This is a genomic window from Paenibacillus sp. FSL R5-0341, assembly GCF_037975235.1.
Taxonomy (GTDB): Bacteria; Bacillota; Bacilli; order Paenibacillales; family Paenibacillaceae; genus Paenibacillus; species Paenibacillus amylolyticus_A.
On the sequence record NZ_CP150241.1, the window covers coordinates 4,685,570 to 4,710,841 of the forward strand.

Sequence of the window (25,272 nt, forward strand, 5' to 3'; positions counted from 1 at the left end):
ATCTTGTTGTTATATTACAAGCGGCTATCTCCGCTAAAATTGGCTACCCAGTGTGCATCCGGATCGTATACTTCGAACTCGTAGCCCCGATCTTCCAGCAGTTTCAGAATACGTGGCAAAGCCTGCACCGTCTGCTCGCGCTCATGCATCAGAATTACTTCCTTGTCCCGATGTACACTTTTGCTCACCCGGGCCACAATCTTATCCGGCTGACCGGGAAGATTCCAATCGAGTGAATCTGTCGTCCAATCCCACATTTTGAACCCGGCCGCCGCAATGTCACCTCTGAACTTTTCACCGATCTGTGGACTGCTGCCATAAGGTGCACGAATAAGATGAGGTGTAAAACCAATCAAGTCCTGCACCATCTTCTGCTCTTTCTTAAACTCTTTCACAAAGTTCACAGAGCTGCCGCTCTTATACAGCTTTTTATAGTTGTGCGTCATGCTGTGGAGTCCAGGATAACTACCTTCCTTCAACAGCCGTTTCACTGCATCAGGATGCTGATTCAACTGACGTCCGATCATGAAAAAGGTAGCTTTCGCCTCATGCTGCTTCAATATATCCAGCAGTTGTTCTGTATATTCAGTTGGCCCATCATCGAACGTTATGTATGCCAATTTACGAACCTGACCCTGGAACCGTGCCGGCTCCTCCTTCGCATCCGGAGTAACTTGTATCATGCCGAGCTTGGCGGGCTGTTCTATTACAGTAATCGGAGGCGGCGCCACAGCGCTTTTGATCCAATGCGTCATTCCAAGGAATACATATGTAATACCGGTAACGAACAGTACCAGGAGCATTAGAGCTATGCTAATCCTTCCATACCGAATTTTTCTTCGTTTATGTGTTTTCGTGCGACTTGTGCTAGGCGGAATACTGCCACGTTCTCCCGCTCTCTCTTGTTGGACTCTCACTGTAATGCCACTTCCTTACTTTCATTTTTTCCCGATTATTGGTATATTATCTCGTTTCATGTCTCTATATAGAAGATTAATAGAAAAATGGATCGGGAGAATGACAGAATAGTTACAAGCCCGGTTACAATCTACTTATCTCTTCGTTCTCTTTATCTTTCCTGCGGTTACCTTCTCCTGTATAATGAAGTGATTTACGCCATCAGACTTCAAGAAGGAGCTACACCCATGACAAGCTTGAACCGTGCCGGCAGATCCATCTATCTGCTATTCTTTGTCGGCATTATCGCCCTTTCTTTTTCTTCGATCTTTGTACGCTGGTCTACCGCAGATGTTGCGGTCATTGCCATGTACCGTCTATTTCTGACCAATCTGCTAATGCTGCCTTTTGTCTGGAAATACAGACATGAGATGATGCGCCTACGCTTACGGCAGTGGGGCTTGCTGCTTGCATCCGGTGTGATGCTGGCCCTTCATTTCCTGCTCTGGATGGGTTCGCTGCGGCTCACCAGTGTTGCCAGTTCCACCGTTATTCTCGCGCTGGAGCCTATATTGATTCTTGCCGGTTCGGTATGGCTGTTCAAAGCCAAAATCAACCGCATGATGATCATCGGCATGGGCATCGCCCTGCTTGGATCAATCGTCATTGGCGCAGGAGATTTCCAGTTAGCAGGCACTGCACTGCAAGGTGATGTGCTGTCTTTGCTTGGCACAATAGCCGTCGCCGTCCATATGCTGCTGGGTCAATTTTTGCGAGCGGGACTTAGTGCATTTTCGTATAACTTCTGGGTATTCTTCGTGGCTGCTTGCACGCTGGCGGTATATAATCTGATCATGGGCCACCCGTTCGGGGGTTACGCTGCGTCAGAGTGGGGAATCTTCCTGCTGCTCGCCATTGTGCCAACGATCTTTGGACACTACCTTTTCAACTGGCTGCTTCAATATATGAATGCCACGACGGTATCCATGGGCGTACTTGGAGAACCCGTATTCTCTTCATTACTGGCCTGGATGCTGCTCGGCGAGTCCCTCAGTGCATTACAGATGTCTGCCGGGGTCGTCATTATATTCGGGGTATGGATTTTCATTCGATATGGCAAAACCAAACCTCAACCCATTCCTGCTGATGCTCCTATCGCTGGCAAAGGGCCTGTTGAACCTACAGTGGTGTAACTTGCGTTTGTATTAGGATTTTTGTAAAAACAACTGGGACTTGCACCACGCAGATTCCGGTTAAATCCATCCCACTACATATAAGGCGGTGTATTTTGATGAAAAATATTGTATCCATGCGCTGGCTGCTCGCCAGAATGTACGAACCGGATGTCGTCATTGCAGATTGCCGATTCTTGCTCGGTCAGCCGGAGGCTGGAAGACAAGCCTATGAAGCTGGACATATTCCAGGAGCTGTCTATCTTGATTTGGAAAAAGATCTGTCCTCTCCTGTGTCTGCGCACGGAGGACGTCACCCGCTTCCTGATCCGGCTGTGCTCGCAAGTCGTCTCTCCAAAGCTGGCATCGGCTCCAATAGTCGTATTGTTGCTTATGACGATCAAGGCGGCATGAACGCCTCACGATTGTGGTGGTTGCTTCGCTATATCGGTCATGAGCAGGTGTATATCATGGATGAAGGCTTCTCCGCTTGGCAAAATGCCAAGTTCCCGGTAACAACAGATGTGCCGGTACAGATCCCGTCTTCCTTTGATGTGAACGTACAGCCAGCAATGCTGGCAAGTGTTGAGGATGTGCAACAAGCCTCGGCAAGTGGCAGCTCCGTGCTGATTGACTCACGCGATGCCCGCCGCTATGCGGGTCTAGAGGAACCGATTGATGCCAAGGCCGGACATATTCCGGGTGCGTTGAACTACTTTTGGAAAGATGTGTTGGATTGGGATGGACGTTGGACAGGTACTGAGGTGTTAGAAGAGCGTTTCAGTAAGCTGGACAAGGATGGCGCGATTATCGTGTATTGCGGATCAGGCGTGTCGGCTTGCCCGAACGTGATTGCACTGGAAGAAGCGGGATATACGAATGTGAAGCTGTATTCCGGGAGCTGGAGCGACTGGATTAGTTATGAGGAGAATCCGGTGGCGACGGGGGAAGAAGACTAATTTTTATTCAATATACGGAGCTACTTGAATCGTCGAGCCTTGTTTAGCTTTGCTGAGGAATATCGCTTTATACTTCAATATCGCCACATTTGCTCTAGCTGCACTCGTACTGCAATTTAATCTTCAGCAAAAGGTACCAAGATATTAATATCTTTTGTAGTTATGTTAGTTGCAATTTGAGGAAGAAGTGAAGCACCTGTCTGATTTCCGCGAGCTGACTGAATTGACTTCGGCTTTTCTAGCCCATTTTCATAACGGGCTGGAGAAGCCGGATATACGAAACCTTCAGATCGGCTGTTTACATGTCCACTTGTCATTAAATCATCGATAATATTCATAACATCATCTGAAATAGGAACTGAAACGACATTTTTTTTGTATAAGACCTTCAAGCATAGTTTCATCAATCGGAACCCCCTTTTGCATTTTACGTTCAAGCTTTTCTTCCGCAGCTTTTTGAATATCCATTTTTTCACACTCCCTCACATCGACATGACATTATTACACGTAATTTATAAAGTCATTAGGTCGCGTTTCTCCCCCAAAAATCGAGTGAAGTTCTTCGCAAGTTGATTCCTGTGTTGTTTGTTCCTATAGCACGAAAAGAAAACATTTTATTGCTATCGGACCGTAATCCCAATTGAGCATTTCATAGTTGCACACCACACTTACCGCATGTAGGACATATGTCTCCTTTTCTACGAAAACGATTAAAAAATCTTTATAATCCACACAAAATGTTCGATATACAACAAATGAACATCCGCATATCCCATGTATGCATCCTGAAATCTACCTCAGAAATGTGGCACGGGAGAACAGAACAATACATATAACAGCTTGTTAGGAAACAGAGAAAGTTCTGTCTGGTTGAAAGGCAGGAACTAACAAAGGAGAGAAGATATGAAGGGACGAACGAGTCACAAACGAAACACAACCAGCATCTGCGTAAACTTGCTGTTATCCATGCTATTGTTGGTTAGCAGCTTGCCGCTATGGCCTAGCAAGGCAGCAAACGCTGCTGCAGAAGGGTCATATCTCTTATCCCTGAACAGACCGGTGTATAGCTCCTCATCCCTTGGTGGGAATACAGCCGATCATGCCGTGGATGGCAACAAAAATACCCGATGGGAAAGTGTGTGGCAACAGGACCCTCAGTGGATCTATGTTGATCTGGGTGCAGTTGCCTCCATCTCCAACATCTCGATTGAATGGGAAAATGCCTATGCTTCCTCCTTCGACCTTGAAGTGTCGGATGACGAAGTCAACTGGAAGCAAGTGTACTCCACAACGAAGGGTCAAGGCGGTCTGACAGAAGTGGAGGTTTCCGTCAATGCACGATATGTGCGTTTGTTCAGTCATGAACGGGCGCAGCAAGCCTATGGTATTTCTCTGTACGCGTTCGATGTGTATGGAACGGGTGGAGCAAATCCACCTCCAAAACCGACTGCCGCAAACCTTGCCCTTGGTAAATCGGTTCTAGCGTCGTCTGAAGAGATTGACGAACCTAGCCGCTCCGCCGAAGATAAGGCCAAGATGGAGAAGCGCGATTATGAAGCGCGCAATGTCACGGACGGTGATCCAGGTACACGCTGGTCTTCAATATATAAGGATCAGGAATGGATCGTTGTGGACCTTGGTCAACGTCAGGAAATCGGAGAAATTTCTCTGCAATGGGAAAATGCGTTTGGGCGTGCTTACGACATTCAGGTATCCGACGACGCAAAGCAATGGACTACGCTGTATCGGGAGTTACACAGCAACGGAGGACGGGATGACATTCCTGTATATTCAGAAGCCAGATATGTCAAACTCGCAGGTCTTGGCCGAGGTACAACCAACGGTTATTCACTCTATGCCCTTGATGTATATGAGTATATCCAAGGAGATGAAAAACCGGTCTACACCATTCCGTCTATCCCGGAGATGAGCTCGGTACAAGTCGGCGCTGGCAGTTATGCCATTAATGACATCACGATGCTGCAGCCGAAAAACCCTAAAAATCGCACTGCTGACATCACCGCCCCGATTCCATCCAATGACTGGTGGCAATCGATTCTCGTCTCGGATTTAGGAGACGGAAACAGTCTGGTCACGCTCCCATTCAAAAATCGATACACCAAACAGGGCCTTCATATTTTGAATCCTGGTGCTGGATACGTTTCTGCTGATGGCAACTCGATGGATGCAGACGGTGAAGCAGACCTCATCCTGACAACAAGCGATATGAACCCAGCCAAAGTCAATACCAAGATCGCAGGATACGGGGATTACTCCGCTAACATCATCATGAGTGATGATGACACAGCAAAGGTCAATACAACCTTTGTAAAAGGCTCCCCTTTCCTGTACAACACGTTTGAGAACCCGGACACCATCCTGATTCGTTCACCGAACATTACACGTCTCTTTGATGATCAAAACCGTGAGATTGTGTTGCAGGATGGGGAATCATGGACAGGAGATCATATCGGTGTAGAAGTCACCAATCAGGACAGAGCGCCTTCGCCGCAAACTTTTACAAGAAACTATGGTCTTTATGCACCTGAAGGAACCACATTTATCAAGCTGGGCAATACACTTAAGATTAAGCTGGGGTCAAGCGAAAATTATTTGTCGCTCGCTACTCTGCCATCTGCATCAGAATTAGCATACTATTACCAGCATGCCTATGCTTTTGTAACGGATACGAAGGTCGATTACGACTATAACGAAAGCACTTCACAAGTTACAACAACCTTTAACTCCGTTACACAAACGAAGCGTGCCAGCTTTTCCGCCGACACATTAATGGCTTTGTTCCCACACCAGTGGAAACTTGCAACAACTCCACTCACGGAGCTCGCTTACCCTTCTATTCGTGGAATGATGAAAGTGAGCGAAGGCAACAGCTTTACGACACAGGATCGTTTCTACGGCATTATTCCGCAATTTGTGGAGCCGGATGATCCGACATACTCACGCGCGCAATTAATCAGTTATCTGGATCAGCTTGATGCAGATACGTCAGGCAATTTAATGAGTGAAGATCCCTACTGGCAGGGGAAAAAGCTTCATCCGCTTGCGCTCGGTGTGCTCATTAGCGATCAGCTTGGTGATCACGAACGTCGGGACCACTACCTGTCCCTGTTAAGAAGCATTTTGACCGACTGGTACACCTTTTCACCGGATGAACGTCTGCACTCCTATTATTTTTATTACTCGGAGCAATGGGGAACGATCTTCCCTTATGGAAGCGGGTTCGGGGTCAATACCGGGCTGACGGATCATCATTTTACGTATGGCTATTACGTCTTTGCATCTGCAGTGCTGGCAACGTATGATCCAACTTTTGTACAGGATTATGGCGATATGGTTGAACTGCTGATCCGGGATTATGCCAATCCTTCACACACAGACGATCAATTCCCATGGATGCGTAATTTTGATCCTTATTCTGGTCATTCCTGGGCGGGCGGTTATGCCGACAATCGCAGCGGAAACAATCAGGAAGCTGCAGGCGAAGCTCTGTTCAGTTGGGTCGGACAATATATGTGGGGCGAAGTCACAGGGAACAAAGCCTATCGCGATGCGGGCATCTGGGGCTTCGTCACCGAGGAAAAAGCGGCCGAGCAATATTGGTTCAACTACGATGGGGACAACTGGCTGGAAGGATACAAACACGCTACTGTAGGGCATGTATACGGCAGTGCTTACCTGTATGGCACGTACTTCTCCAACGAGGCCGAGCATATTTATGGCATTCACTGGTTGCCGCCCGCAGAGTGGATGACCTATTACGGTCGTGATCCGAAGAATACCGCGGCACTATACAACGGTCTGATCAAAGATCTTGGTGGTCAGCAGGAGCACACATGGCAGCACATCATCTGGCCCTTCCAATCCATCGGGGACCCGGAGACTGCTCTTGCGAAGTGGGATACAAAAGAGATGCAGCAAAACGAAGTCTTTAACGCCTACTGGTTCATGCATAGCATGGCATCCACAGGAACACGTACCATGGATATTTGGGCAGATTCTCCCGCAGCAACCGTATACGAAAAGGACGGTGTCTACACGGCGCAAATCTGGAATCCGTCAAATACCGCCAAAACGGTTCGTTTTTATAATGCAAGTGGGGCCCTGGGTTCAGCTACCGTCTATGCGAAGGCTCAAGTGAAAGTAAATCCATTGGAGCATACAGTAGTCAAGCAGCCAGATGCTTCACAAGGCGTCACCTATCTGGATCGCAGCGAATGGACGATTACCGCCTCTTCCAGTTCGGAAGCAGTCGAACGCATGATTGACGGAGATTTGACTACCCGCTGGTCATCTGGACAAACGCAACAGCCTGGAGACTGGCTCCATATTGATCTGGGCAACGAGCAGATGATGGACACACTTTTCATGAACTCCGGCAACAACGGAGGTGATTATGCCCACGGGTATGAAGTTTACGTTTCGAAGGACGATGAGAACTGGAGCAAGCCAATTGCACAGGGAATAGGCTCATCTCCAAGCCTGTCCGTCGATTTGGGTATGCAGACGGCGCGTTATATCAAAATTGTATTGACTGCTCCCGCAGACAGTTGGTGGTCCATCTCGGAGCTCAAGCTCGCCCGATTTGGAAAATTGCCTCAGACCCCTGAGGATCCAAATCCAGTTCCGTTGTCCGATCGCTCAAACTGGATCGTGACCGCTTCCTCCACGCAAGGAACAGATGTCACAGCTCACATGCTGGATGGAAAACAAGACACATTATGGACGAATGGACGAAAGCAAACGAGCGGACAGTGGATTACGATTGATCTTGGGAAAACGAGTGCTTTTGATGCAATAGAGCTGGACCCGGGGAACGCGAAGAATGACTATCCGCGGCAATATCGTATTTTCGTTTCCGATGACGGGCAAAACTGGGGAACCTCTATTGCTGGAGGCGAAGGCGTGTCAGGACGTCTCTCTATCACCTTCCCTGAGCAGCAGGCACGTTATGTGAAGATCATGCAGACAGGTGAATCCGATCAATGGTGGTCGGTCTCTGAGCTATTTGTTAATCACTATGGAACAGGTAAACAAAAACGTCTGATTTCAGGTGCATGGTCCGTCACAGCGTCTTCCAATGAGGAAGCTGCAACGGCGATACTGGATGGCTCGAACCAAGCACGCTGGACTTCCGGTCAGGCACAAACAGGCGGTGAGTGGCTTCAGCTGGATCTGGGCAATTCAGAGACAGTGAACCGGATTGTACTGGATAGTGCGCACAACAGTGAGGATTATGCTCGCGGTTATGAAGTATACACCTCTCTGGATGGCATGGATTGGGGTAAAGCTGTGGCTACGGGTGAAGGGAAAAATGCCTTGCTCTTCATTGCATTCCCTGCTCATGAGGCCCGCTATATCAAAATCGTTCAGACCGGAACGGATTCTCACTGGTGGTCTGTAGCTGAAATCGCAGTTTATACTGCCGATCAGACACCATGGACACCCGGGGAACAGGATGATCTGCTGCCTACCGAACTGGATCGGACGTCTTGGACAGCTAAAGCTTCCACGTCTGAAGACGTTGGTGCACTGCTGGATGATGATCCGAACTCACGCTGGACCTCTGCATCCGGACAACAAGCAGACCAGTGGATTCAGATCGATCTGGGAAGCATCCAGAATTTCAGCCAGTTAACTATGGACTCAGGCAACAGTACCAATGACTATGCACGTAGTTTTACAATCGTCACTTCAACGGATGGTGAGCAATGGAATTCGGTTTCAGAAGCTGTGGGAACAGATTCTTTAATCTCAGTGACATTCACGAACCAGAAGGCACGATATGTCAAAATTGCTTTGACTACAGACAATGCTGAGTGGTGGTGGTCTATTGCTGAATTGAAGCTGTACCATTGATACGCTGAATTAAAAACCATCAATCTTACGCAGCATTAAGAAATCATTAATCAAGGATTTAAATATCGTTCGTGCAGCCACCTCTCTCCCTCAATTTTGCGGGACAGGGGTGGTTTTTTTTTGGTAATCACCCACTTCTAAATATAATAAGCAGTTATCTCGAATTAAAAACGTATTTTCAAATCACGAATACGAACGGCGGCAAAACACACATATCCGCCTAAGCAACTTTAGAGACCTGCATGTGCTTCTTTGCGCTGTTCCAATCAAAATATTGGGAAATTTAGGATTGACAGCGCAAGTTATCCAATTTACTATAATCATAGTGGAAAACTATGAATAAAATCAGTATCAATAAACCCACTAAAGGAGACTAGAAAATGGCTGCCCTCCAAACGTTTAAAGCATCTGCTCATCTGCAAAACGGAGTTCAAGTGAAAGTAACATCTCGAAACTTCGAGTTTATTATCGACGAGCCCAAAAACTTGGGTGGAACCGATACCGGCATGAATCCGGTGGAAGCTTTACTCGCCTCACTGGGAGCATGTCAGTCCATCGTAGCTAGGGTATATGCACCTAAATTTGGGGTGAATCTCAAGGAATTCTTTGTGGATGTAGAAGGCGATATTGACCTGGATGGCTTTTTCGACAAATCAGAGGTGCGTCCGGGCTATTCCGATATTCGGTATACATTCCGTATCAAAACAGATTCTCCCCAAGAGCAGGTTGAAGCATTTGTAAAATTCCTGGAGAGCAAGTGCCCAGTTGGAGATACGTTGGCAAATCCGGTTAATCTCAAGTTGGACAGAATTATCATCGAAAACTGAACAGTCTATACATACCGTGAAACCGGACTGATATTGAATTGCTAACCGTATAACATATTTAGATATAACAAAGCCCGCGTTTTTCGCGGGGTTCTGGTCATATCTAAATAAACTCGGTTATAAACTTCGTTTGGCCCTTTGAGAAAATATCCTGTTCGAATTAAAGACACTCTCCTTATTTGTTTCCAGCAACCGCCTTTCTGTACGAAGTAGATATAAAGTAGCCGCTTTTTTTTGATTCATGATAACAAAAAAACCGTGATGGACATCTGTCCACCACGGTTGAATAATGAAATCTATTATTACTTTGTACTTAACGATACATTTGCTGTTAACGTCTTGTCGATCGTCGTCCAGTTTACATAAGCACCTAGTATTTCATTAATAATAGAAACCGGAACTACGGTTTCGCCTTTTAAAAGCTTTGGTACGTTACGATTGAACACTAGTTTATCGTTAATTGAATACACATCTGAACCAATTTGAGCACTTATATTTTTCGCGCCTAATTTGATTTGCGTTGTACGCGTCTTATTATCCCATACTACTGTACCACCCAATAGCTCGGAAATGGTTCGAATCGGTACGTAGAACTCATCGTTATGAACAACCGGTTTGATTGTCGTACCACCTACATTCATGGCAACGTCAACATATTCAAGGAAATCGGTCTTTCGAATGAGTCCATGAACCCCTTTCGTTCGATCTACGACCTGAGATACTTCATAATCCGTTGCGGCCGATAGGTACGCATAAGCTACACTTCTATCCATATCAAGCTTATCGGATAAGAATTGAATCGATTCACGTACGGATTCTTTCATTGCTTCATCCAAATCAGGGTCCAGTCCAATTGGAATCCAATAATCCTCGGTTTCAGCAAAGGGTTGCGTGAATTCTCCACGATGTGGTAGTGATGGATCACCTTTCTTTAACACCGTTAACCGAACTGTCCCCCTTAAGGAAGCTTCCAATGCAGTTAACGCTACTTCCCCATCTCCTTGAGCAAAGTGTGGATCTCCAGTATAGAAGAGCCCACCTTTAACTTGAATCGGATAATAGATAGTTGCACCAACACCCAACTCATTAATATCCATATTCCCTCCTGTTTCAATAGGTGGGATAGAACTCACAACCTCGCTGGTATTTGGTGCAACCCCCATAACACCTAGAAACGGGTTAATTGGAAAACGAACATTTTTGCCAGCTTTTGTTGGTAATACACCATACCAATTGCCGTTAATTTCTTCAATAGGCGTAAATATAGATACATTATTATATAATTCCGGTTTTGTTGCGCTAGCTCCCTCTTGTGGGCCTGTATTTTCTGGAAATTCGTTAGGAAGGGCACCTTTACCATGGCGGTTAGAAATGACACCATATGGAACTCGAGTCTGCAACGAAAGGACTTCTACTTTAAGAACATCTCCTGGCTCCGCTCCCTCAACCGCTACTGGCCCAGTGATAATATGAGGTCCGTCTTCTACATAATCATGCTTAATCGCAGAAGCCGCAATCACCTTCGCATCATCCAACACTCCATCGGGTGAGATACCGAATTTGCCGAAGTACTCCACTGGATTTCTCCCTTGATCCTCCATCAGTCCCTCATGCGATACCGTATCAAATGTTACAGCACTTCCTGATGGTACAGTAAGAATCGGAGAGCTGTCTCGATTAGGCAGTGATCCCCAGCGAATGTTCTCAATCGCAGATGTTACATAATAATCACCTTCTACCTTATCGATGGTAGTTGGTTGCAGCGGCATACTGAAGCCCACTGAAGGTAAAGCACATGTAAGCATACCTATAATCCCTACTGAAACCCCAAATTTCCTAATGGTTCGGTTAATAAACATTACATCCCCTCCACTACTTATGTAATATTACCTAACACTTAAATACACACTATCATATAAATATATTTACAACAATGTTTTTTTGTTAATAAAAACAACATTATAAAGCTATATATCAAGAAAAATATATAAATATAAATTTTATCTCAATATACTTATCATATATAAGGTATATAAAATTTAAATATATTTAGTAAACTTGAGGATTCTCCTTCAGAGATTTGAACAAACGAAATTAAGTTACAGGGAAATTATGTATGTATTTCATGTATCTGATCCCGCCTTAGGAACACTACTGCATTCCGGTTCCGGTATAATCACCTGTCCACATGTGATTGCACTGGAAAAAGCGGGATTCTCAAATGTGAAGCTGTATTCCGGAAGTTGGAGAAATTGAATTAATTATTATCAGGAGAATCCAGTGGCTATCGGGGAAAAATAAAGACTAAAGAGCCCATGTTTTCGGCATACATCGTAAAAATCTTTTGAAACAATGGGTTTGAAGATATTTATATACTCCAGCATAAAAAATTCATGCTCGCCAATTCGCTCTTCATGAAGGCAGATTCGAGATACAACTTTAACGTTCTTACGTGGAGGCTGTTGTACAGATGCAGCAATGACCGCTTTGCGTCCATATTCCGAACGTTCATAATCGAAAACATCCAAACGATCAAGCTGATGTACAGTCCAATAGTTTTTTTCAACCGAACGACCGTCGTGGTAACACACCGTTGTCGGAATAAACTGGGTGTTTGTTTTCGTTTCCTCCAACAGCGTTTTAAAATGATCTGATACGTGTCTCGTTCCTGTAATCGTCTCAAAATAATCCACGTTCAGGTTGCGCACCGTAGACAGCAACTCAACCTCTGCCGTTGTCCCCTCTGGCAACGGATTCTCTATCGCCAAATAATTCATATCTAATTGGGGAGTGAAGGTCGTTCCGCCACTAATAAACCCTCTACCTGGATATTGAGATTCCAGAAAATAATAGTTCATAGAAAGAAGTCTCCTTTCCGAATTATGTGCTTTTCAAGTGTGGAGTGATCTTAAAACCGGGAGAGCCGGCAAGGTTCTAATTCATTTCTTGTGCCATCAATAATTTCACTTGCAGCCAGATGCGCAATCAGCGGTGCCAGCGTAATTGCAGAATGCATCACCGTCAGATAAAGTCCATTACTATGATCTTGGAAGCCCACGATCGGATAACCGTCTTCAGGCATGGGTCTCCATCCAACCTTTATGCTTTCCAGTTCCAGTTGATTTCCATGTTTTAGACTACGACGCAATGTGTCGAACGCTCGCTTACCGACCGCCTGCGGTCCGTTTTCCTCCGACTCGTCGATATAATCTTCCGCAGCCAGCAGCGTATAATCCGTCAGTTGACGCGCTTCAAATTGCGCATTGGAGATTAATGTGTGTATCAGTTTATTTGCAGTTTTCATCCGAATCAGAATGGAAGGTGACGACGTTACAGGCACGTGACAACCTAACGGGTTACAAAGTTCGGGTGTACCTGTTCCAGCGGCCAATACCACGACATCTGACTCCACAAAACCCTTGGACGTATGAACGCCAATCAGGCGGGAACCCTCCTGCTGCAGCTCTGTAACGTTGGTTTCGAACTGAATTCTTGCTCCATACGCTTGCGCTTTGCTCAACAACAGCTCCGTTACCGCTATAGGGTCCAGCGCACCTTCTTCGCTCACAAAAACCGCTTCATCCGGATACTTCTTCAGATTCGGTTCCAGTGCCTCAAGCTGCTCCCGGTTTAATTTTTGAGAGCCATGTTGCTCCCTTAGAGGCGGAGTGTCCCAAGTTAGCGCTCCATGCCAATGAATTTTCAGTTCAGACAACTCTTGCTGAAGTGTATGATATTCTTCCACAGCTGCATCATACAAATGCCAATATTCCGGAGCTACCCTATGCGTGGTATGTATCCAGGCAAACGATTTTTCCGTGACTTCACGCGCCGCGGCAGGGTGTCGTTCAATAACGGTGACATCTTGGTTTCGTTTGGATAGATGATAGGCCATACACGCCCCAACAATCCCTGCACCAACAATCACAATTTTTTGTTTATTCAAAACTAACTCTCCTTTGTCACCCTATCACCCCAAGGAATCCATTTTCCAAAGTTCGGAAGGGTTTGCTCCTATTTCGTTGATTAGACATTCTCCACCAACTTAACGATCTCGTCCAATTGCCCATCGACCGCCAGCGGTGTGTACATCCACCATTTGTCGTAGGATACCTTATGCACGTTTCTATTCCGAACAGCATTCAAGCTCCTCCATACTTCCGAACGACACAGTTTGCGAAAGGCGGCTTCGGCACGCGGGTTTTGCCCATTGACCATGATAAACAATCGATCCGCGTCATAATGACAGAGTTCTTCGAATGGAAGCTTTTCCGAGAAAGCGTTATGACCATTATAGTCATTAATGAATTGCTGCACGAGCGGATGAGGCTTCAATTGAAGAGAGCGGTACAGCACATGCCCCATGTTCCGGTCACCTGCCACGCGAAAGCCCGTATCATCGATCACCAGTGCCGCATACGTATCTTGCAGTCCGATAGTGGAACAGAGTCGCTCCTTTGTCTGGGCAACCTTAAGCTGATGTTGTTCCATCCACTCTCTGCTTCTCTTACGTTTGTTAACAACGGCAGATACACTGTCTAACTGTTGGTATACGTCCTGAGATTGCCAGGGGATACGTACCACCTCGGCGATCGTGGAAAATTGTTCGTATTCCCCTGTCGTCATATGCTCATATCCCAAAATAAGATCTGGCTCCATTTCGCGAATCGCCTCAAGATCGTATGGTGCCCATACAAACGGTTTCATCTCAGGCAAATACGGACGAACGTACTCGTTGCGGAATAAATGATAATCCGGTGCTCCGATCGGCGTCATGCCAAGTGCAAGCAAATGGGAGGTAAACAGCAGACCGATAACACGCGGCTCATGTTTCTTGATATAGACGCTGGGAGATACGCCTTCTTGCTGTTTGAACCTTCGGCTGAAATAAAACTCGTCCTTGAATCCAACCTGTGTGGCAATAGAGTGCATGTCCCGGCTTGATGATCTCAGCAAACGTTTCGCATGGTCGACTCGCACACGATGCAAATAATCCATTGGGCTTGTTCCTGTTACCTGCCTGAAAATATGGCTATACTGCCTCGTGCCAACGCAGGCGATAGCAGCCAACTCCCCCACCTTCCAATTGTGCTGGTAATTTTCCTCCATATGAGTGATGGTCCGCAGCACAGCCTCCTTGGTACTCGCCGGCTGATTCGCACAAGCCTTGACCGCAAAGTGAAAAACCGCTTCTTGCAGTAAAATTTCCCGCCTAAAGCGGCTCATCCCCATATCGGTCGTCCGTAGCTCAGCAATTTGATCGAGTAGTTCCATCAGATTGGCCAACGGCTGAATTGCAACCACTCGGTTTCCGATCATTGCCAGTGGATGTTCCTCTGGTTCTCCTTGCCAGTCGGCATCAAACTCTAGCTTATGCCCGTGCACGATATGTCCAGGCTGATGCTCCCACTCCAAGATCGTACCGGGGAGAACCAGAATACTGCTGCTTGGAACGATTGTAAGGCGTTGTCCGTCCAAAACGGCAACGCCTTCTCCCTCATCAATGACCCATAGTTCATAATTGTCGGGTGCAAACATCGTGTGTTCTATACCCGAATGAAACGTATATACATCAAGCCCAATCCAACGTAATCGTACGTTATCCATGGGCAAATCGAAGTTCTGCCACTCCACCGTATGTCACCTTTTTCTAAATGAAAACAATTCTCATCTACAACTTATTGTACGACAATTCAAATATGCAGAAAAGCCCCCTTTATCCAGGGAGCTTTTACACCAATTCTTCATTATTGATTATGTTGTTTGAACAATTCCACGGCTTCATCCAGCAGAGCATCCGTGGAGAATAACGTGTAAGACCACCATTTGTCATGTGGCACAATGAAGACGTTGCCGTTTTTGACCGCAGGGAGGTTTTCCCACAGGCTCGATTCCTGCATTTTTTCATAAAATTCCGTCGAACCCGGTTGGGTATCATTGACCTTAATGATCAAATAATCCGCGGTAAGCTCCGGCAATTTCTCCAGTGACTGCGGCTCCGTGTACACGACGAATCCATCGCTTTTATCAACCTCTTCCTGAACCCATGGCATGCGCTTTAATCCAAGCAGATCGTGCAATACATACCCCATGTTTCGGCTACCTGCTACTTGGAAGGAATCCTTGAAGATTTCTACAGCCGCTACTGTCTCGTCTGCTCCAACAAGATTGCTCATTTCAGCTTTGCGTTCTACTACTTTGGTTTCATGTTTCGTGATCCATTCTTCTGCTTCCGCTTTTTTACCCACGATATCGCCAATGTATCTCAGTTGATCGTATAGATTGTCTTCCCATGGATAGATAATCGTCGGAGCGATTTTCTCCAGTTGCTCGATTATATCCGCTTCGACAAAGGAAGAAGCGATAATTAGATCAGGCTGAAGTGATGCCACTGCTTCCATATTAGGTGGATAGTCTCCGGCAATTTCAACTTCGCTGGCAGCATTTTTTAGATAATAATCCTGTTCGATTTCATATTGAAGTCCACCTACTGGCGTAATGCCCAGAGCCAACAGTTGCGTTGTTGCACTGATGGAAAAAATGCGCTGCGGTGTCACGGGAATCTCTTTTGTTCCGGTAGGATCCGTGAAAGATTTCGTTTGTGAAGCGTTGGCGGATGCCGCCTCTTCCTGACTCGCAGTTCCTGCGTCCGTTGATAATGAAGCTGTCTGACTTCCGGTGGAAGAACCGCTATCGGCCTGTGTGCCACATCCCGCCATAATAAGGACCATCAGTAATATCATTGCTGCAGACATCATGCTATAGGTACCTCTTCGTTTCATTAAATAAATCTCCTCGCTTTGCAGTATTCAGTAATGAGAATCAATATCACTTAGAATAGAATACCGGACAGTCCTCTACTTTGCACATGGAGAATTCGGCGATTTTCTTTAGATCATTGAGAGGTCAAGACATCAAACATTTTTCGTCTTTATACTCGACAGTTATAAGAAGAATCCGGTGCTACCGAGGAAACGTTTTGGAAAGTGACAAAAAGCCACTAATATTATTATATAATAACCTCACCACATATAAGGCTGGCTTCAGCAGCTCATGGAAGGAAGACAACTCTCTATTGAAAGCAACCTTGAATGTACAAGAGCACATACTCATCTGGAATTGTGCATCGCTCAAAATCATGGATGTACGACATATTGTCATACAAGCCGACGAGTGCGTACGTCCTTACCTGTTCCCTGCCAGCGCCTTTCTGTACGTAACGCATGGCAGTGCAACTGTGATTTTGGACGGAAATGAGCATGCTACCAAACCATTCTATATGCTTCATGGGGGCAAAAACACCCGTCTGGACATCATGCCAACGGACGAATCCTTTCATTATTACCTAATTTTCTATAAAGCCTCCTTCCCGCTACCTGGCAAGCAGCATACACTTCAACAACCAGATCAACCATTGCCCTTCCACCTCCAGTACGGTTTTATTCCATACCATCCTGCCATCCTCTACGAAATCGCTGAGCGTATGCTGGGCGAATGGAATAGACCGGGACGCTTGGAGCGGCTCCATACCAAAACACTATTCTATCAATTTGTATATGAATTGCTCAGGCAAATGGATCAACAGCAGGTCAGCATTGTTAGACCTAACCTTGCTTCTCAGCTTATTCGCTATATGCAGGAGCACTACGCCCAGCCGCTGACGCGGAAAACACTCGCGCATACATTCCATTACAGCGTCCCTTATCTGTCCAAGTACTTCCGACGTGAAACTGGCGCAAGTATAATCGATTACTTAATCGGTATTAGGATGAACAAAGCAGGAACGCTGCTGCAAAAGACCGAGTTATCGCTGCAAGAGGTCGCTGCAAGCGTCGGATATGGTGATGTATCCTATTTTATAAGAATGTTCAAAAAGCATACGGGAGTCACACCAAAGCAATTCAAGGATGAGTCCGGACAAGTGGCGAGAGGTTCTTATCGTCCTATTCTTAGGCTTCGATCATCCATTGCTCCGCGTAAACTCCGTCGTTATATTGATATCAGAGATGATAATCATTATCAATATAGCGAAAAAGGAGATTTACGGATGTATAGAAGCAAACTACCTGTAGGAATTACCCTGCTGTTGTGCCTAACTCTATTGGTTAGCGCATGTTCCAGACCAGCAAACACGAATGGAAGCACTGGCAGTACGCAGAGTCCAACTGTAGGTGCAGAGAGTAATATCAGTAACACAACAACCGGCAGCTCGGAGATGGTAACCTATTCTGCGGTTAACGGTGAAGTACAAATCCTAAAAAAACCTCAAAGGGTCGTAATGGTGGCAGGAGCCTTTACCGGTCATTTGCTAGCGCTGGGCCTTAAGCCTGTTGGAACTGGTGATGAGTCCTTTAACAGTTATACAGAAGGAAAGCTCGATGACGTTGTCAACATCGGTAACGATGTACCCTACGAGAAAATCATGGAGTTACAGCCGGATTTAATTGTCGTTTGGAATGACCCTGAAACAATCGAAAAGCTGTCCAAAATTGCGCCGACCGTCGCTGTTGAATATGGAGTACCTCTGCGGGAGCAATTGATGGATTTCGGCAAGATGACTGGTAGAGAAGAGCAAGCGAAGGCCTGGATCGCAGAGTGGGACGCTAAAATCACTGAGTACAAACCACTCGTGGAGCAAGCGGTAGGTGATCGCACTGTTTCGATTTTTGATACGGGAAGTGCCAAAGAATTTTATGCCTACGGGAGCTTTGGTAGAGGTGGAGACATTATTTATGGCGAGTTCGGTCTGAAGGCACCGCCGATCATTCAGAAGGAAGCCATTGGTAGCGGCAAGGGATGGGCCAAGTTATCACTTGAATTGTTACCACAATACGCAGGAGATTATATCTTTATTAGTGGATGGACAGGTGATGAGAGTGGGGATTCCGTTTTTGAAGGTCCGATCTGGGATAACCTCCCTGCTGTCCAGAATAATCACGTTTATCGCGAGAACAGCCGTGGCTTCGTGTTTAGTGACCCGATTTCATTGGAAGCCCAACTTAAATTTGTCGTAGACAGCCTAACCTTAACAGAGTGAAATTCAGTAAACCAAGTTATGTACGAGGCGAGGAGCAATCCTCGTCTTTTTATGTTTTTGTATATTTCTTATCTTTCATTTGAAGAGAGTTTGAAAACAACAGCACACAAATAAACAGGGACCTCTCACCATGGTCGCAAGGGGTCCCTGTCTATGAACTTGTTATATAGTTAATTTCCGTTAAGTGATGGTAAGACCGCCGCTTGCATATCCGGCTACGGTCGTAGCCACATCAATTCCGGCTGTTACTGATGCTGAGAAGACCATAAGCAGGCGGTCACCGGCGGATACCGGAATACTCAGTCCCGTAGTCAAACCACTGGATATTGTGCCCAGCGCCAAAACGCCGGTCAGTGGAGGAGCCAAGGTTACCAATGCACCCGGTACAGCTGTAAAGGAGTTATTAGGTGCAGTGGAACGGAATAATTGTGCAGTTATAGTTACTGTAGATCCAACCAAGCTAAGTCCAGCTGTCGTGCTGAAATAACCGGCCAGTGAAGTAATCGTTCCTGCACGCGATGCGGAGAAAGCAAAGTTAAGCAACGTGCCCGCAGCGCCTGTGAGATCAATAATTCCTCCGTTCACACTTACTCCGGTAGCACTGTTGCCAAAACCAACTAAACTGGAAGTATTCAAAAGTCCACCCAAAACTGTAGTCAAAACCACTGGAAGTCCGGATGCATAAGGAATGATTGCTCCAGAACCTGATGCACCTGTAGCTCCGGTTGAACCTGCTGTGCCTGTCGCCCCTGTTACACCCGTTGTACCTGGTGTTCCCGTTGCCCCAGTCACTCCCGTTGTACCTGGCGTGCCTGTTGCTCCTGTCACTCCCGTTGTACCTGGCGTGCCTGTCGCCCCAGTCACTCCCGTTGTACCTGGCGTGCCTGTCGCCCCTGTTACACCCGTTGTACCTGGCGTGCCTGTCGCCCCAGTTACTCCCGTTGTACCTGGTGTGCCTGTTGCTCCGGTTACTCCCGTTGTACCCGGTGTGCCTGTTGCTCCGGTTACTCCCGTTGTACCCGGTGTGCCTGTTGCTCCGGTTACTCCCGCTGTACCCGGTGTGCCTGTTGCTCCTGTTACTCCCGTTGTACCCGGTGTGCCTGTTGCTCCGGTTACTCCCGCTGTACCTGGCGTGCCTGTCGCTCCCGTAGTTCCGGTTGCGCCTGTGGCTCCGGTGATGCTTGGGGTTTCACCCAGCAGTTCGGAAGAAACCAAACGATGGGCTGTTACCAAAACGCCTGTGCTGCTCTTACCCCATACGGATACTTGAACAGGATCATTAACCGTCGCTGGTGTTGTAAAAGTAAACTCAAAGGCATCAAAATTGGCATAATAATTGTTGGTTATGACTTGATTGGGTGTGATGTCAAGAGACTCACTGACATACAAAACTCTTATTCCACCATCCAGGTAATACCCTTGTATTTGTACGGTTGAGGCTGTCACATCACTGCGGTTATCTATTCTGACGGTAACTGTCTGAGTCGGTCTTACACCGCTAACAGCATTATTTTCTATCGGCCCGGTTGATAAAAAGCTCATCGCTACATCTCCTCTTTTGGGTATATCTTATCTGTTAGATGTCATTAACTGTTTTTTCCTGGGTTACCACCCGGTGTGCATCAACCAATTGTCCAGACGCCTGTTTGCCCCACACTGAAATCCCTACTTCCTCCACACCTTCCACATCTGTTCCAAAAACAAACTCAAAAGCATCTAAATCTGCAAAATAATTTCTGGTCACTGCTTCGTTAGGTGCAATACTGATCACTTCACTCACATACAGCGTTCTAGCTGTGCTTAGCACATAACCCTGAACGGATACAGTTACCGAGTCCACAGCAGCCCGACTTACCAATCTAATCGTTACCTGTTGTGTTGGTCTTACACCGGAAACCGGATTATTTTCTATCGGCCCAGTTGATAAAATAGCCATTTTCCCCATCCCACCTTTTTAAGAACCTCATACTCTAGCAGTATTTGGCATAAGCTCACCTGATAGTAATATTCAATCACTCAACCAACGGTGTGGACAAAACACAGGGGGCAATCCACCATTATCAATAAACAACAACCGTCTAAGCCCCAGGCTTTAGCTAACAAAGACGGGAATATATATAGCAAGGAGAAGAATTTATGCTACCGGAAGATAAAGAGAAAATAAGAGACTATATTTTTATAACTACTAGCATCAATTCCCGAAAAAAAACAAACGACCGTTCCCCCTTTAAATTACAGGGAAACGGCCGCAGCTTAAGACGTCTTTTTTCGTATTTACTTGATGAGGTTAGGACTACGCATATTAAAAACCTAAAACAGGTGTTGCCTCCGCCTGAACACCAATATCATCAACATCCAGAGCCTGAAAATAAAATAATAGTGGGGCGGTTCATTTCCTATCTAAAAGACTCCTTCGTAATCAAAGATTGCCGGAATAGCTGGCTCAGCTCCAGGAACTGATCTACCTCCAAACGGTGAACCGGTCTGAGCTCTTCGCTGCTTCTGGCTCTGGAATGAAGCGTAAGCTTCAGCCCTTCTTGTTGCAGCAAGTACTTCGCGTTGACCGGATAATGACGCCCCTCGAACAAGTGAAGTGGGCCAAGCAAGGTCTGTAATCGTTCGGCTCTTGCTTGATCCTGCTGCCAATTTTCAACGATCCATACGTACAAGTCCGGATGGAAGTTGGTCAGAATCCCACTGTAGCCGTGCGCACCTGCTTGCAGCGATCCCAGATACGAAGTGCCGTTGGCATTATAAATTTTGAGCGGTGTCCCTTGAACGGCTGCGACCTTCTGACGAATCTGTTCCAGATCACAGCTTGTTTCCTTGAGAAAGAAAAAACGTCCGCTATCTGCGCACCACTTCAGCAGTTCTGGAGACAACAAGCGATGGTACGGGATTGGACATTCGTACAGCCCCAGCCTCACATCTGGCAACCGTTCCATGATGGTGCTCAGATTGCGTTTCCACACCGCATCGTCGTCATCTGGACCTGCTATACGGCTTGTCACAAGAATGACAGCATCGACACCTGTCTGCGCAATTGCCGTCAACTCCGTGATTTGTTCCTGCAAATCATCCGAATTATGACCGGAAGCAACAACCGGCACTCTCCCTTTTGTTTTCTCCACCACGAATTTGGCCAAGTCTACTCTCTCTTGTAGCGATAGATGGAGCATTTCACTAGAAAGACAAACCGCGAATAGACCGTGCACACCCTTATCTAAATACCACTCAATTAATTCTTCTAATGCCGTATAGTCAATCTCATTGTCCTCCGTAAACGGAGTGAGCATAACTGGCCACACGCCGTCCGGGAATAAAGTATCGTTCAACATACTGCCTCCTCGCTGACGCCAATTCCATTCTCAGAGATGGCGACCTCCTGATATAATGAGTTCATACCTATCCCTATTATAAAATTGTAAACGCTATTATCGAATGACATAATAACGCCATTTCATGACATCATGTCGCCATGCGTGTCGTGCTGGAGAGAGTGTGGGTGAATCGAAATGGACATCGTTCAATATCAATTCTCGAATTTTTCCAAAATCCATAACGTCGATCTGAAATTGTACTATTGCGGTACAGAGCAGTGCTTGCCTGGACATGAGGTAGGCCCTATGGTGCGTGATTATTACAAAATCCATTATATCCATAGCGGTAAGGGGCGTTTTCATACGGGAGGCCGAACGTACACGCTGGGCAAAGGGCAAGGGTTTCTGATCAGTCCCGAGAAACTAGCGCATTACCAAGCCGATAATGAAGATCCATGGACATACTCCTGGATCGCATTCAATGGCATGCAGGTGGAACGCTATCTCAAGCGATCCTCTTTATCCAACGAACAGCCGTTATTTTCGTCCAATCGAGACGAATATATTCAATCCTGCTTTTTGGAGATGTTCAAAGCAACCGAGCATAACCTGACAGACGAACTTCGGCTGTTGGGCGCCCTCTATTCCTTCCTGTCCGTCATATTGGACCCAGCCTCCATGCCCGTTACCTCACCGGGGGCAAGAGGTCAATATGTGGAGCAAGCCATTGCATTCATCGAGCACAACTATGCAACGGATCTGACTGTCGAACAACTGGCTTCACGCTTGAAGATCAATCGCAAGTATCTGTCCAAAATCTTCAAAGACACCACCGGGTTCACACCTCAACAGTATGTGATTCAATACCGGATGAATCGTGCCAGCGAGCTTATTCAGAAGTCCTCCCTTTCGATGAATGAGATCGCATGCAGCGTCGGGTATAAAGACCCCTTTCAGTTCTCGCGTATGTTCAAAAAAGTGATGGGAGCAGCTCCACGAGACCACCGCAACGAAAAAAAGAAGTAACCTGCCCGAATCGTTCCATAAGATGCTCCCAACCGCTTCAAATGTCAGATTCTTGACGATCAAGTCAGAACCGTACGTCCAGGTAGTCAGCGTCATGATCATGATCAATTGAAAAAGCCCGCACCATATGGCGCGGGCTTTTTCCCGAATATACTCGGATCAAACTTTTTCGATACTTTACTTTATTCAGCAATCATCTTTGGAAACTCATCCAGCAACATATCGCTCGTCAGCATATCTTCATAATTCCATTTGGACTCGATAAAAGTAACTTTTCCGTTTTGCACAGCAGGTAGTTTTTTCCACAGTGGTGTTTCCAGCAGTTCCTTGAAGGACGATTCGGCTTCATCATTCTCAGGATACAATACGAACATATGGTCCCCCACCAGCATCTCGTGCATCAGCTCAGGTGAGATTTCAATGAACGGGGAGCCTGCGGCCGGCTCAATGCCTTTCACCTTCTCAGACATCTGGTAGCCTTGCGGCTGATACAACAGTTCAGGCACGCCGCCTGTTTTCATCAGATACATCTCGTCCGATCCCAATAATACATCAGCACCACAGCCGTTTCGCCTTCAGCGACTTGGCCTTGATCCCGTATCTCGCTCCACATCTTCTCTGCCTTGACATTGTAATCAGCCAGCAATTGCTTGGCCTCATCCTGTTTGCCTGCAATCTCCCCGATCACCGGAAGACGCTCGTTCAATGGCAAATTCTGATCAAAGACAACGGTCGGTGATATTTTGGATATTTCATCATACTGCTTATCCAGTACATAGCCCAGCATGGTCAGATCAGGTTCCAGGGACAGAATTTTCTCAAAACTCGTGGGAAAACCGATATCCTCTGCGGGAGTAATCTCTTTATCCTCATATGCCGAATTGGCAATAAATCTACGGTCGATCCCGACAGGCTGTACACCCAGCGCAAGCAGATCTCCAATCGAATTTCCCTGAAGGCACAACACGTTGCGGCTTCTCCGGTATGCTGACTTCATGTCCCTGGTTGTCTGTGTATAGCCTTTCGGAAGGCGTTGTAATGGCCTGTTGACTCGTTTGCGTTTCTACAGTGGATGTAGTGGTTGTACTTGCATTCCCCCCGGCAGGTGCGCAAGCGCTGACCATAATGGTCAGGCATAACAGCATGACAGCCCCCAATGATACTTTGGTATTTCTGTACATCGATAAATCGTCCCTCTCTATATTTTGATAATGATTATCATATTCATTACCAATATAATCTTGTCTTCTGCGTTCTGCATTAGACAATCTAAGCCTGGTTATAGGACGATCCATTCTTTTCGTTTGATCACGAGCTTCTGACCTATAATTACCGGGTGTTACTCCCACCGTCTTCTTGAAAATGCGGATAAAGTAAGATGCATCCGTGTACCCCACACCCGACGCCACTTCTTGTAAAGAAGCCTCTGTTTGTTCCAGCAATTCACAGGCTATTTCCATTCGAACTTGAATCAAATGATCAATGAGACTGTTTCCGGTCTTATTTTTGAACTGTTTTGCTACATATGGAGCACTATAGTTAAGCCGCTCAGCAACCGTGGATAACGTTATTGATTCCCTGTAATGTTCACGTATGTATGGAGCGGCTTGCTCAACTAGATCAGGTTTAACATTAGCTTCCGTATGTATCTTCCACTGTCTCTCAACTTCGTACGCAAACTGATACAGCTGCGATTTCACCTGCAATCGTTCCAGTGAGTTGGGCTTCAGCCAGATGTGAAGCATTTGCTTAAGTTGAAGCAGCAATTCCACCGGATCATTGGGAGCAAAAGCATATTTCCTTTGAAATGGACTACTGCTCTCAAATTGTCTTTGGACAGACGGTACAGCCGTGTTGGAGAGAGAAGTTTTATATAACACCAGATAGCATTCCATTCTCTCTCTAACTGGACCGATATCCAGACGACCTCCCTTCCCACTATGGATGATATAAAAACGTTCAACATCATGCTTCACACCATCGAGCCGAAAACAAGCGGTACCACGAGCAATATATAAATAGCCAGATGCAGGAAAACGATAGGAGCTCAACGCTTCACCTGGATTCAGAAACTTATAGCGAATATCCATGAGTTGAATATTGGCATAATCCCATAACATTAAGTCATCTTCGTTCAAAATAATTCCCCCTTTCCTA

Annotated in this window: 20 protein-coding genes; 6 read left to right on the forward strand and 14 right to left on the reverse strand. The window is 46.3% G+C overall.

What is annotated here, in order from left to right; genetic code table 11:
* Positions 1 to 14: 14 nt before the first annotated feature.
* Positions 15 to 755, reverse strand: coding sequence for a polysaccharide deacetylase family protein (locus tag MKX75_RS21055; protein ID WP_339166657.1), 741 nt, complete (start codon positions 753 to 755; stop codon positions 15 to 17).
* 390 nt (positions 756 to 1,145) lie between these two features.
* Between MKX75_RS21055 and MKX75_RS21060 the strand changes: the two genes are divergently transcribed.
* Together MKX75_RS21060 and MKX75_RS21065 are read left to right on the forward strand one after the other, a co-directional pair.
* Complete coding sequence (locus tag MKX75_RS21060; protein WP_339166659.1) at positions 1,146 to 2,090, forward strand: DMT family transporter; 945 nt, start codon at positions 1,146 to 1,148, stop codon at positions 2,088 to 2,090.
* Positions 2,091 to 2,188: 98 nt separating this feature from the next.
* Positions 2,189 to 3,028, forward strand: a complete 840-nt coding sequence (locus MKX75_RS21065) for a sulfurtransferase (protein ID WP_339166661.1) — start codon at positions 2,189 to 2,191, stop codon at positions 3,026 to 3,028.
* A gap of 116 nt (positions 3,029 to 3,144) precedes the next feature.
* Here the strand turns inward: MKX75_RS21065 and MKX75_RS21070 are convergent, their stop codons facing one another.
* Together MKX75_RS21070 and MKX75_RS21075 are read right to left on the reverse strand one after the other, a co-directional pair.
* The gene (locus MKX75_RS21070; protein ID WP_339166662.1) at positions 3,145 to 3,366 is read right to left on the reverse strand and encodes a hypothetical protein; all 222 of its coding nucleotides are present in this window, start codon (positions 3,364 to 3,366) and stop codon (positions 3,145 to 3,147) included.
* 4 nt (positions 3,367 to 3,370) lie between these two features.
* The gene (locus MKX75_RS21075; RefSeq protein ID WP_339166664.1) at positions 3,371 to 3,496 is read right to left on the reverse strand and encodes a hypothetical protein; all 126 of its coding nucleotides are present in this window, start codon (positions 3,494 to 3,496) and stop codon (positions 3,371 to 3,373) included.
* 435 nt (positions 3,497 to 3,931) lie between these two features.
* Here MKX75_RS21075 and MKX75_RS21080 point away from each other — a divergent pair, with 435 nt between their 5' ends.
* Entirely contained in the window at positions 3,932 to 8,905 is a 4,974-nt protein-coding gene (locus MKX75_RS21080; RefSeq protein WP_339166665.1) for a discoidin domain-containing protein, read from the forward strand.
* A gap of 380 nt (positions 8,906 to 9,285) precedes the next feature.
* A complete protein-coding gene (locus tag MKX75_RS21085; protein WP_339166666.1) occupies positions 9,286 to 9,732 on the forward strand; it encodes an OsmC family protein in 447 nt (148 codons plus the stop codon).
* Between the two features lie 302 nt (positions 9,733 to 10,034).
* Here MKX75_RS21085 and MKX75_RS21090 read toward each other — a convergent pair whose 3' ends face one another.
* The 5 genes from MKX75_RS21090 to MKX75_RS21110 form a co-directional block, all read right to left on the reverse strand.
* Positions 10,035 to 11,591, reverse strand: a complete 1,557-nt coding sequence (locus MKX75_RS21090) for an acetamidase/formamidase family protein (RefSeq protein ID WP_339166667.1) — start codon at positions 11,589 to 11,591, stop codon at positions 10,035 to 10,037.
* Positions 11,592 to 11,999: 408 nt separating this feature from the next.
* Positions 12,000 to 12,590, reverse strand: a complete 591-nt coding sequence (locus tag MKX75_RS21095; RefSeq protein ID WP_339166668.1) for a DUF1629 domain-containing protein — start codon at positions 12,588 to 12,590, stop codon at positions 12,000 to 12,002.
* Positions 12,591 to 12,640: 50 nt separating this feature from the next.
* Entirely contained in the window at positions 12,641 to 13,678 is a 1,038-nt protein-coding gene (locus tag MKX75_RS21100) for an FAD-dependent oxidoreductase (RefSeq protein WP_339166669.1), read from the reverse strand.
* Between the two features lie 80 nt (positions 13,679 to 13,758).
* A complete protein-coding gene (locus MKX75_RS21105) occupies positions 13,759 to 15,339 on the reverse strand; it encodes a helix-turn-helix domain-containing protein (RefSeq protein ID WP_175623773.1) in 1,581 nt (526 codons plus the stop codon).
* A 140-nt stretch (positions 15,340 to 15,479) separates the two neighbouring features.
* A complete protein-coding gene (locus tag MKX75_RS21110; RefSeq protein ID WP_076332925.1) occupies positions 15,480 to 16,514 on the reverse strand; it encodes an ABC transporter substrate-binding protein in 1,035 nt (344 codons plus the stop codon).
* Between the two features lie 293 nt (positions 16,515 to 16,807).
* Between MKX75_RS21110 and MKX75_RS21115 the strand changes: the two genes are divergently transcribed.
* Entirely contained in the window at positions 16,808 to 18,769 is a 1,962-nt protein-coding gene (locus MKX75_RS21115) for an AraC family transcriptional regulator (RefSeq protein WP_339166672.1), read from the forward strand.
* A 180-nt stretch (positions 18,770 to 18,949) separates the two neighbouring features.
* On the opposite strand, the gene MKX75_RS21120 is transcribed toward MKX75_RS21115, so the two are convergent.
* The 3 genes from MKX75_RS21120 to MKX75_RS21130 form a co-directional block, all read right to left on the reverse strand.
* Positions 18,950 to 20,311, reverse strand: coding sequence for an exosporium glycoprotein BclB-related protein (locus MKX75_RS21120; protein WP_339166674.1), 1,362 nt, complete (start codon positions 20,309 to 20,311; stop codon positions 18,950 to 18,952).
* Between the two features lie 34 nt (positions 20,312 to 20,345).
* Positions 20,346 to 20,705: a hypothetical protein gene (locus MKX75_RS21125; protein WP_339166676.1), complete on the reverse strand. Its 360-nt coding sequence runs from the start codon at positions 20,703 to 20,705 to the stop codon at positions 20,346 to 20,348.
* A gap of 460 nt (positions 20,706 to 21,165) precedes the next feature.
* Positions 21,166 to 22,107: a dihydrodipicolinate synthase family protein gene (locus MKX75_RS21130; RefSeq protein WP_339166678.1), complete on the reverse strand. Its 942-nt coding sequence runs from the start codon at positions 22,105 to 22,107 to the stop codon at positions 21,166 to 21,168.
* Between the two features lie 177 nt (positions 22,108 to 22,284).
* Here MKX75_RS21130 and MKX75_RS21135 point away from each other — a divergent pair, with 177 nt between their 5' ends.
* Positions 22,285 to 23,115 carry an AraC family transcriptional regulator gene (locus MKX75_RS21135; protein ID WP_339166680.1) on the forward strand — a complete coding sequence of 277 codons (831 nt, stop codon included), beginning with the start codon at positions 22,285 to 22,287 and terminating at the stop codon, positions 23,113 to 23,115.
* A gap of 182 nt (positions 23,116 to 23,297) precedes the next feature.
* Here the strand turns inward: MKX75_RS21135 and MKX75_RS21140 are convergent, their stop codons facing one another.
* The 3 genes from MKX75_RS21140 to MKX75_RS21150 are packed head-to-tail and all read right to left on the reverse strand — an operon-like array spanning position 23,298 to position 25,253.
* On the reverse strand, positions 23,298 to 23,645 hold the full coding sequence (locus tag MKX75_RS21140; protein ID WP_339166682.1) for a hypothetical protein: 348 nt from the start codon (positions 23,643 to 23,645) through the stop codon (positions 23,298 to 23,300).
* On the reverse strand, positions 23,636 to 24,082 hold the full coding sequence (locus MKX75_RS21145; protein ID WP_339166684.1) for an ABC transporter substrate-binding protein: 447 nt from the start codon (positions 24,080 to 24,082) through the stop codon (positions 23,636 to 23,638). Before MKX75_RS21145 ends, MKX75_RS21140 begins: the two co-directional genes overlap by 10 nt.
* Positions 24,009 to 25,253 carry an AraC family transcriptional regulator gene (locus MKX75_RS21150; RefSeq protein WP_339166686.1) on the reverse strand — a complete coding sequence of 415 codons (1,245 nt, stop codon included), beginning with the start codon at positions 25,251 to 25,253 and terminating at the stop codon, positions 24,009 to 24,011. Before MKX75_RS21150 ends, MKX75_RS21145 begins: the two co-directional genes overlap by 74 nt.
* Positions 25,254 to 25,272: the final 19 nt, after the last annotated feature.